Annotated in this window: 11 protein-coding genes and 1 rRNA gene; 5 read left to right on the top strand and 7 right to left on the bottom strand. The window is 29.7% G+C overall.

Features of this window, described 5'->3' with window-relative positions:
- Positions 1-102 precede the first annotated feature (102 nt).
- Positions 103-318, top strand: a complete 216-nt coding sequence (locus ACJDU8_RS21315) for a hypothetical protein (protein ID WP_406794193.1) — start codon at positions 103-105, stop codon at positions 316-318.
- A gap of 154 nt (positions 319-472) precedes the next feature.
- Here ACJDU8_RS21315 and ACJDU8_RS21320 read toward each other — a convergent pair whose 3' ends face one another.
- Positions 473-835, bottom strand: coding sequence for a TSUP family transporter (locus ACJDU8_RS21320; RefSeq protein WP_406794194.1), 363 nt, complete (start codon positions 833-835; stop codon positions 473-475).
- Between the two features lie 273 nt (positions 836-1,108).
- Between ACJDU8_RS21320 and ACJDU8_RS21325 the strand changes: the two genes are divergently transcribed.
- Positions 1,109-1,624, top strand: a complete 516-nt coding sequence (locus tag ACJDU8_RS21325) for a flavin reductase (RefSeq protein WP_406794195.1) — start codon at positions 1,109-1,111, stop codon at positions 1,622-1,624.
- A 557-nt stretch (positions 1,625-2,181) separates the two neighbouring features.
- Here the strand turns inward: ACJDU8_RS21325 and ACJDU8_RS21330 are convergent.
- Positions 2,182-2,376, bottom strand: coding sequence for an asparagine synthase (locus tag ACJDU8_RS21330; RefSeq protein WP_406794196.1), 195 nt, complete (start codon positions 2,374-2,376; stop codon positions 2,182-2,184).
- A 148-nt stretch (positions 2,377-2,524) separates the two neighbouring features.
- Positions 2,525-2,722, bottom strand: coding sequence for an alpha/beta-type small acid-soluble spore protein (locus ACJDU8_RS21335; protein ID WP_406794197.1), 198 nt, complete (start codon positions 2,720-2,722; stop codon positions 2,525-2,527).
- Positions 2,723-2,900: 178 nt separating this feature from the next.
- Here ACJDU8_RS21335 and ACJDU8_RS21340 point away from each other — a divergent pair, with 178 nt between their 5' ends.
- Entirely contained in the window at positions 2,901-3,926 is a 1,026-nt protein-coding gene (locus tag ACJDU8_RS21340; protein ID WP_406794198.1) for an aldo/keto reductase, read from the top strand.
- Between the two features lie 157 nt (positions 3,927-4,083).
- Here ACJDU8_RS21340 and ACJDU8_RS21345 read toward each other — a convergent pair whose 3' ends face one another.
- Together ACJDU8_RS21345 and ACJDU8_RS21350 are read right to left on the bottom strand one after the other, a co-directional pair.
- On the bottom strand, positions 4,084-4,404 hold the full coding sequence (locus ACJDU8_RS21345; protein ID WP_406794199.1) for a hypothetical protein: 321 nt from the start codon (positions 4,402-4,404) through the stop codon (positions 4,084-4,086).
- A gap of 115 nt (positions 4,405-4,519) precedes the next feature.
- On the bottom strand, positions 4,520-4,705 hold the full coding sequence (locus tag ACJDU8_RS21350; protein WP_406794200.1) for a hypothetical protein: 186 nt from the start codon (positions 4,703-4,705) through the stop codon (positions 4,520-4,522).
- Positions 4,706-4,885: 180 nt separating this feature from the next.
- Here ACJDU8_RS21350 and ACJDU8_RS21355 point away from each other — a divergent pair, with 180 nt between their 5' ends.
- Both ACJDU8_RS21355 and ACJDU8_RS21360 read left to right on the top strand, forming a co-directional pair.
- The gene (locus tag ACJDU8_RS21355) at positions 4,886-5,212 is read left to right on the top strand and encodes a hypothetical protein (RefSeq protein ID WP_406794201.1); all 327 of its coding nucleotides are present in this window, start codon (positions 4,886-4,888) and stop codon (positions 5,210-5,212) included.
- A 1,008-nt stretch (positions 5,213-6,220) separates the two neighbouring features.
- Positions 6,221-7,129 (top strand): hypothetical protein, encoded by a 909-nt coding sequence (locus tag ACJDU8_RS21360; protein ID WP_406794202.1) that lies wholly within the window; start codon positions 6,221-6,223, stop codon positions 7,127-7,129.
- Between the two features lie 247 nt (positions 7,130-7,376).
- Here ACJDU8_RS21360 and ACJDU8_RS21365 read toward each other — a convergent pair whose 3' ends face one another.
- The gene (locus ACJDU8_RS21365; RefSeq protein WP_406794204.1) at positions 7,377-9,047 is read right to left on the bottom strand and encodes a diguanylate cyclase domain-containing protein; all 1,671 of its coding nucleotides are present in this window, start codon (positions 9,045-9,047) and stop codon (positions 7,377-7,379) included.
- Positions 9,048-9,267: 220 nt separating this feature from the next.
- A 5S ribosomal RNA gene (rrf, locus tag ACJDU8_RS21370) occupies positions 9,268-9,374 on the bottom strand; the annotation flags it as partial.

Genomic DNA, 9,374 nt, shown 5'->3' on the forward strand with positions numbered 1-9,374 from the left:
TATATTTACTTTCCATAACTATATTATTTATTATAATTACATATAATAAGTGCAATAAATTAATTTATATTTTAACAATTAAAGTTAATGGAGGGTGATAAAGTGTCTGATACTAATAAAATACTAAAACAAATTTTAAACAATCAGGAACAAATGCAAAGATTACAAGAAAAAATGCAGGAAGACATTAATTTAATTAAAATACATCAAAAAGAACATGACCAAATATTATCTTCTCTCAAGCCGGGTACAGAATTTCATAAATCTAATGCGGATAACCTAACTCATAAAAATTATTTTTACTCTATCGTACCATAACAATATTGAATTAACCACATAATCCAAACAATAGCAAACATAACAGGAGAGGAAATTATACCTCTCCAATATTTTTTATTCTTTCTTAGAAATTTACTATTTATTCAATATATAATATACACCTTGAATAAAAGTGCAAAGTAAATTAGGTCAATTATTTCCCAAAGGCAATTTTTATTCCAACTAAAATAACAAATATTCCAAAACACTTTTTCATTATATTCACTGAAAGCATATTTGCCAATTGACCGCCGAATTTAGCACTGATTACCATGGAAATACAAATGATTATACCAGCAACCAAATTAGTGTTCCCCTTTTTATAATACTCCATAAATGCCAGTATGCCAACAGGTGGAAGCATAGCAATAAGAGAGGTTCCTTGGGCTTGTAATTGAGAAAATCCTTTTAAAAACATTAACCCTGGAATTATAACTATTCCACCACCAATTCCAAATAATCCACTTAAAGTACCTGCGGCGATACCAATTACTACATAAATTATCACGTCAAGCATAAATATTCTCCTTCCTAGTTATTAGAAACATTATTAAAATTTTTAAATAAAAAAGTAGTATATAATTTATTACAACTAAACAATATATGCTGAATTTACATTTCCCTAAAAAGCAACAACTATTGTATTAATATTTATTTCTCCAATAAATAAAAAAATCCTGCTGGTTAGCATTTTATAATAAATTTTATACTTTATTTTATTAAACTTTTAAGTTATAATACAAAAGTATACAATTTACAAATTAAGAAAAATTTCAAAGGAGGATAACCCATGTCTAAGTTCAATGAAATTAAACCTGAGGAATTAAATAAAAATACATTTAAACTTATAGGTAAAGACTGGATGCTTATTACTGCCGAAAAAGACAACAAAGTAAACACAATGACTGCAGCTTGGGGGGGTTTTGGTGTTATGTTTGGTAAAAATGTAACCTACATTGTTCTAAGGCCCCAACGTTATACTAAAGAGCTTGTAGATAATTCAAGCACTTTTTCTCTATCCTTTTTAGATAACAGCTTTAAAAAGCAATTAAATTATTTAGGAACTACATCAGGTAGAGATGAAGATAAAATTTCAAATTCCAATTTAAAAATTGACTATAAGAACAATACTCCTTATATTAAAGAAGCAAATCTCGTAATTATATGTAAAAAATTATACGCACAAAATTTCAATTCAGAATGTTTTATTGACAATAGCTTAGATAAACAATGGTATCCAGAAAAAGATTACCATACCTTATATATATCTGAAATAGACAAAATACTTATTGAAAATAATTGTTGATTGCACCAAAGATTTACTTTGGCTAAAATATTTTAACATTCTTTCATTAGATTTTTTCTTTAAATTCCCATGTATGATAAATCTAATTTTGCATAATCTATTTACGTAAAAACTTTCCTCGTATTAAAGGTCTTTGTATTAATATTTTTGTCCTTCAATATTTTCAATACTTTTCACATATCGGGGATAGAAAATCCCCGATATTTATTTTTTAATACAGCCTTAATCTAATGAATTAAATATTTAAGCAAGAAAAAAGACACACTGGAATTACAGGTGCCCCTTTTCTTTTGTTAAATAGTTAATGCATAAAATACATATTGCTTATGAGAGATTGGAATTTTCAATGAGCTTATTTATATGAATTATATTTTATATATTACTACTGTTTTAATAATAAATCAATATGTTTTTTAATAATTTTACAAAAATCAATATGTTTTTTAACAAAACCATAAGCCTCAACCATATTTCCGCCTATAAACCAGCTTCTCTAATTATTAAAAATATAATAAGACTAAAAAAAGCTGGTATAATACAAACCAGCCTCTTTTAGTTCATCTTCTACTTTGCAATAAATCAATAGTACCTAAAACTACATGAGCTAAACCAAATCCTAAGGCAGCAGTTTCTACCATAGGAATGATATTCCTGCTTTGCATTCCCCTATTTCTTATATCTGCTGCTCTCAATGCAACTGCTCCTGTAGTAACTGCCGCTCCTAATGCTGCCGTAATTAATCCGTTTTTCATATTACCACCACCTATATTATTATTTTGCAAATAACTATTTTTTATTCGGTTATTTAATAAATCAAATGTTGAATATTTCAACTACCTATGTTATATTTCCAAATAAAGCCTGAACCCTTATTTAAAGGTACAGGCTTTTTATCGCATTTTATTTTAAATTTTGTTCATAAGCTTGAATCATTTTCTTAACCATATTTCCACCTACAGATCCAGCTTCTCTAGCAGTTAAATCTCCATTGTAGCCATTCTTTAAATTTACCCCAACCTCCTGGGCTGATTCCATTTTAAACCTATTTAAAGCTTCCCTAGCTTCTGGGACTACTAAATTATTACTGTTACGTGCCATAACCAACACTCCTTTTCATAGTAATCTTTACTGCTTATACTTAAAGTTTGCACAGTTTTATAAATAATACTCCAGGTAATTGAATGGATATATGGTATATTTTAAGTACCTAGTTACTGAATTTTTAGTATATAATTAAATATAGAATTCATAATATAAAATACTTGGAGGTGTTGTTATGGATAAAATAAGATTAGGAAAAACAAATTTCATGGTATCAAGAAGCGGTTTTGGTGCCTTACCCATACAAAGAGTTTCCTTTGAAGAAGCTAAAAAAATTTTACGTAAAGCTTATGACAATGGAATAAATTTTTTTGATACTGCAAGAATGTATTCTGATAGCGAAGAAAAAATAGGTTATTCTCTTGCCGACATACGAAAAAATATTATAATAGCTACTAAAAGTCATGCAAAGAATAGAAAAGACCTGCTTGAACATTTAAAGACAAGCTTGAAAAATTTGAAGACAGACCACGTAGACATTCTACAATTACATAACCCTGATAGACTGCCTGACCCTGAGGATCCAGAAGGAATCTACGCTGGTCTGCTAGAAGCTAAGAAAAAAGGTATGACCCGTTTTCTAGGAATCACAAATCATAAAATAGATAATGCTATAGAAGCTGCAGCCTCTGAATTGTATGATACCATACAATTTCCTTTAAATTCTCTATCTGCTGATAATGATTTAAAACTTATAGACCAATGTAAAAAAAGAGATATCGGAGTTATTGCAATGAAAGCACTTTCAGGTGGACTTATAACTAATGCCGCATCTACCTTTGCATTTCTAAGACAATTTGACAACCTTATTCCAATATGGGGTATACAAAGAGAATCTGAGTTGGATGAATTTATTGCCCTGGAGAAAACTCCACCTGAACTAGATGAAACTATGTGGTCCATCATTAATAAAGATCGCTTAGAATTAGCCGGAGATTTCTGCCGTGGATGCGGATATTGTCTTCCATGCGCCGCCGGAATCGATATCCCTACTTCTGCAAGAATAACATTACTCTTAAGAAGGGCTCCTTACAAAGCTTTCTTAGAAGATGGCTTTAAAGAAAAAATGGAACTAATAAATAACTGCATAGAATGTGGACACTGCAAAAACCACTGCCCATATAAATTAGATACTCCTAATCTTTTAAGAAGAGAACTTAAAAATTATAATGAATTTTATGCTAAAAATAAAACCAAGTGAGACATAAAGTATTACTGCACATGTGAATAAGTGATTCTCCTAAAGGATAACCTATTCTAAGTGCTAAAGACACTAAGAATACTGTTAATAAGGTTCATATGGATAAAAGCATTCCTAATGAGGAAACTCCATCTGAACCTAAGAATCACTTAATGGCTTACTCAATATCAAAATACGATTTGTATGATTTATCAATACATAGTAAAGGAATTTTAGCTGATGATGAGCTCTCTGCTCCTTTTACAATGATACCAGATTCTAATTCATCATAAACAATCTGGGGATCTGCAAGACCATCATTGAAAATAACCTTATAACTGAGCCCTTCTATCACTGAATAGGATCCACCATAAAAATCTATAGGTATCTTAAACTCTTTAATCACTTTAGGGTACTTTATATTTTTTTTATTCTTTTGAATATATTTTTTTAGCGAATATTTTAAATTATTCAAAGGACATTTTACATAAATAGCCATGTAATTCAGCTCCCTAATCTTTTAATATAATTCTATTATACCACAAAAGGCACCTAAACTTAATCAAGCACCTTACTCATTAATTGCCCCTATCCTATTTCATATACTATTGTGCTCAGTATTTCATTATATTTACACTATTTTTCTTCACCCGTTGTAATATGTTTTTCTTTAAAATATCGCAAAATAAAATATCATTTTTATCATTTTTTTCACGTTTATTTTCACATTTATTCTGATATTCATTATTCCAATTCCTATACATTTTATCATTAGCTTTTGTAATGGAATTTATCCTCATTTTATCACTCCCTCTAACATAAATACGAATTTCTCATTAATTTTTGCAGTGTATTGGATAAATTAATTTTAATTATCATCATGCACCACAAACTTCTTTTTCTTAACATTTTTAATGTTTATTCACAATGTACTATTTTATTCATATTATATATTGTTAATAAATTTACGGAGGTACTTCATGGACAATAGTAACAATCCTATGGAAGAGAAAAAAGAGAACGCTGAGAATTCTTATAATCTTGAAAATCCCATACATTGTCCTTACCACTCAATGCCCTATGATCAAATAATAGAGGATGAATACGTATATCCTAATAACAACGCCATTAAGTCTGAATATAAGGGACAGCATAAAAAACATAGGCCTAAAAAGCCTAAAAAGAACAAACGTAAATTGATGCATAGGCCTTTTCCTTACTATCATTCAATGCCAATTTTCCTACTCATAATTCCATATGATGATTATGATAATTGCTGTGATGATTGTTACGACGATTGTTATTAATTGAACACGCTTTCAAAATATACCTAGTTAAGTAGTATCAAGTGATTCTTAGATTCATGTGGAGTTTGCCCATGAGAAATGTTTTTCTTCACCTGAACCTTATTAACAGTCTTTAGCACTTAGAATACGTTATCCTTTAGGAGAAGAACTTATCCAGGCGCGTAGCACCTCTTATCCCCCACTTTGAAGAAGCTGGGGGGGTTAGCAATGGTAGCGTTCGGATAAATTTCGGATAAAATAAGCACTAGTTTCCGCCAGTGCTTATTTTTAATTGGATTAAATTACATAAAAATTTTTGAATTATTTTTTTGTGTTAGGACATATTAAATAATGTAAAGGACATGAGGATTGAGCCAAAGATTATATAACATATGCTAAAAGCATATGTTATATAATCTAGCCTAAATTGTATATGCAATTTAAGGTAGATTCTATATGTTGATGAAAGGTTTCATTATAGTTAATTATATTGATTATAATGGGATCCCAAATTATTGTATATGGGTCTAGCGAAGATCATGCAGGGTGCTGAGATGGTTATATACAGCTAAAGGGTTGTATATAGCTGTGTAGGTATGTTGTATAGTTGAACGAATCATCAATATAGGTGGTGAACTGTTTAATTATGGTTTGAAAAATCATATTTACTGTGATTTAAAGGATCATAATTGGATATTAAGTTATCTGTATTGGTGTAAGGTAAATCTTTATGCTCTTTTATTTTTTTATATTTACAAATTTAACTATACCGTTTCATCCTAGTAGTTAGTTATAATTAATTCTTTAGATTTATCTTATTAATTAGAAACTCCTATCTTATTTTTCTAAATACTACTGTAGTTAACATCTCCTTTTGTTCAAAATACAAGATAATCACCACTATAATCATTCATAGTTAACATTTTTTTCACTTATTTATAATGAAACTGTAACAATTTTGCAATCAAATTGTAACAATGCAGTGGCAATATGTACATATAGAGGAAATTATTTTGGAGGTTGTTAAAAATGTTAAAGAAAAACATCAAATTAATAGCAATTTTAGCCCTTGTGGCATCTATTGGTACAGGAGCTGTTACAGCTCATGCATCTACACTTTCTGAGAGTACAACGAAGACGAGTTGCTATGCTAATAAGAATTTTAAGGCAGAAAACAGTGAGAACTTTTTAAAAACTAAGCTTGATGCTCTGGTAGCGGATGGTACTATTACCCAGGCTCAAGAAACTTCTGCATTAAACCTTCTTGCTCCTTCCAACACTGATAAAAAAGTAACTGCTGAAAATTTTTTGAAAACTAAGCTTGATACTCTTGTAACAGCTGGTACCATTACTCAAGATCAAGAAACCGCTGTATTAAATCTCTTCACCTCTTCTTCAACAACTGATACTAAAAGTACAGAAAGAAAAGATGTGAAAAATTTACTTAAAACAAAACTTGACACCCTTGTAACTGCCGGAACTATTACTCAGGATCAAGAAACTGCCATAGAAAATCTATTTACTAAAAATAAAGATAAAAAAGAAGGCTCTGCAGATTTCTTAAAAACTAAGCTTGACACTCTTGTAACTGCTGGTACCATTACTCAAGATCAAGAAACCGCTGTATTAAGTCTTTTCACTTCTTCTTCAACAACTGATACTAAAAGTACAGAAAGAAAAGATGTGAAAAATTTACTTAAAACAAAACTTGATACCCTTGTCACTGCTGGTACTATCACTCAAGATCAAGAAACTGCTATAGAAAACTTATTTATTTCCAATAAAAGTAAAGATACTGAGGCTGGAAAAGAAAAATTCTCAACTCTCTTAAAAACTAAGCTTGACACCCTTGTCACTGCTGGTACTATTACTCAAGAGCAGGAAACTGCCATGATAAATAGTTTAACAACTTTTACTAATAAAATTTTACAAAATTAAAGATAGTTTATTAAATTTTAATTCAATAAACATAAAATTCCTCTAAGGTTTAGGTGGAGTTTGCTCATAATAAATACTTTTCTCCATCTGAACCTTATTAACAGTATTCTTAGTGCCTTTAGCACTTAGAATACGTTATCCTTTAGGGAAAGAACTTATCCAGGAACACATCAATTATCTCTCACTTTGAAGAAGATAGGCGTATTAGCTAATTACCCCATTCAGATAAAATCACATTGCAGCTCCTTCAAAATTTTAAATTGGTCTTTTGTTTCAATTCACTGCAATATATACTATATCCGTACCCTCCGTTATTTTTAACCTCATACATAGCCAGATCAGCATTTTTGATTAAAGTGTCTGCATCACCTCCATGTTCAGGAAAGATACTTATACCTATGCTTGATCCAATATGTAAATGGCTTCTATTATAAATGAATGCAGGTTCTAATACTTTGCCAATAGCTACAGCAATCTTTTCAGCATCTACGAATGATTTCAGATCTCTTAATAATATTATGAATTCATCTCCACCAATTCTGCTTATTGTATCGCTTGACCTGATGCTTTCTTTTAATCTGTCAGCTACAGCTTTAAGAATTTGATCTCCAACATAATGTCCAAAATTATCATTTACATTTTTAAAATTGTCCAGATCTATAAAAAGAACTGCAAATTTTTCATTTTTACTTTCCATAAGTATATTGAATTGTTCTAGCATTTTCTTCCTATTAGGAAGTCCAGTAAGTGCATCATAATATACAAAATGACGTATTTGATTTTCTGCATATAGTCTATTTCTAATTTCATTTTTAAGTATCATATTTGATTCTTCTAATTTTAATGTATATTCTTTTTGAATTTGAGCTATTTGTTTACTATGAGAAATGTCATGCAACAGAATTACAATTCCTAATATATCTTTATACTCATCATATATAACTGTTCCTGTTAATTCACAGACAATAGATGCTTTACCCTTTCTTTGAAAATCAATTTCAACATTATTCACATATCCTTTCTCCATAATTATATTAAGACTCAAATTTATATTATTAATCAGAGTAGCAAGAGGCTTTTCTACCAATTCTGTGTAATTATAACCAGTTATTTTTAATGATGCATCATTAAAACTTTTTATTACAAAATCCTCTCCCAATATAAAAATCGGCTCATTTACAGCCTTGTAAATATATTCTGATACATATTTAGGAGATATGTACATCATTCTATGCTTATTTATTGCATACCAAATCCCCGCCATTGCTATAGAAGCTGCTATAATTGCTAATGGAAAAATACCTATACCCATTTCCGGTAAAATTATATCTGTTATCATTCCCAGACTAAAACTTATTAGACAGGTTATCATTATAATTTTAGTCTGCTTTTTAACTCTATTCTTTTTAGAATCTCTCCCTCTCAAAAATATTATTATAATACCTATTATAAAAAGAATTGGAAAATATATATTAAAAACAGTACCAGGATTTGTAGTTTCATATGTATCTATAAAACCATAAGGTTGTCTCATTATTACCTTAGAAGGTTCGTATATTATATTAGTTATAAAAAATATAACTGCAGGAGTATATATTAAGACTTTTACCTTGAAGTAACTGCTTGCTGGATTTGAGTTTTTAAGAGACAGCGCAAAATCAATCCACAATGCTGCAAAAAAACACCATCCTAATGAAGCAAATATTCTCCATACATTTGCAGTTTCTATATTGTGGGAAATCAGCATAAATGCATAGCCTGCTGCCCAAAGACATATAGAAATACATAAAGCGAAGAATGTTGAATTAACTTTTGATTCTTTATCGATCCTATAGCTATATACACCAAGAGACAAATAAAAAATAAAAGCTATACATAATAATGCAAATAAAACACTACTGATATTATCATCTCCAATCCTCCACCTATTTTATCTACTAATTCTATACTGGAACAATTTACTGTCACCTTGTTCTATATTTACTTATGCCTTTTACTTTATTTTAATAAACTTTCACACTAGATATTTCTACAAATATTCCTAAATTCCTTCTAAATTTATAATGTATTACAATTTTTTATTCATATTAAATTAAAAAAATCACTAAGCAACTTATTTGCCTAGTGATTTTTTATTTACCTAGCAGCGACTTACTCTCCCACAGAGTCTCCCCTGCAGTACCATCAGCACTGTGGAGCTTAACCTTCCTGTTCGAAATGGTAAGGGGTGTTTCCTCCACGTCAT

This window comes from Candidatus Clostridium eludens (assembly GCF_045310515.1).
GTDB classification, from domain to species: domain Bacteria; phylum Bacillota; class Clostridia; order Clostridiales; family Clostridiaceae; genus Clostridium_B; species Clostridium_B eludens.

Coding starts and splice junctions, on each gene's coding strand:
- ACJDU8_RS21340 (WP_406794198.1), top strand. CDS start 2,901: ATGGATAAAATAAGATTAGGAAAAACAAATTTCATGGTATCAAGAAGC.
- ACJDU8_RS21360 (WP_406794202.1), top strand. CDS start 6,221: ATGTTAAAGAAAAACATCAAATTAATAGCAATTTTAGCCCTTGTGGCA.
- ACJDU8_RS21355 (WP_406794201.1), top strand. CDS start 4,886: ATGGACAATAGTAACAATCCTATGGAAGAGAAAAAAGAGAACGCTGAG.
- ACJDU8_RS21335 (WP_406794197.1), bottom strand. CDS start 2,722: ATGGCACGTAACAGTAATAATTTAGTAGTCCCAGAAGCTAGGGAAGCT.
- ACJDU8_RS21320 (WP_406794194.1), bottom strand. CDS start 835: ATGCTTGACGTGATAATTTATGTAGTAATTGGTATCGCCGCAGGTACT.
- ACJDU8_RS21325 (WP_406794195.1), top strand. CDS start 1,109: ATGTCTAAGTTCAATGAAATTAAACCTGAGGAATTAAATAAAAATACA.
- ACJDU8_RS21350 (WP_406794200.1), bottom strand. CDS start 4,705: ATGAGGATAAATTCCATTACAAAAGCTAATGATAAAATGTATAGGAAT.
- ACJDU8_RS21330 (WP_406794196.1), bottom strand. CDS start 2,376: ATGAAAAACGGATTAATTACGGCAGCATTAGGAGCGGCAGTTACTACA.
- ACJDU8_RS21345 (WP_406794199.1), bottom strand. CDS start 4,404: ATGGCTATTTATGTAAAATGTCCTTTGAATAATTTAAAATATTCGCTA.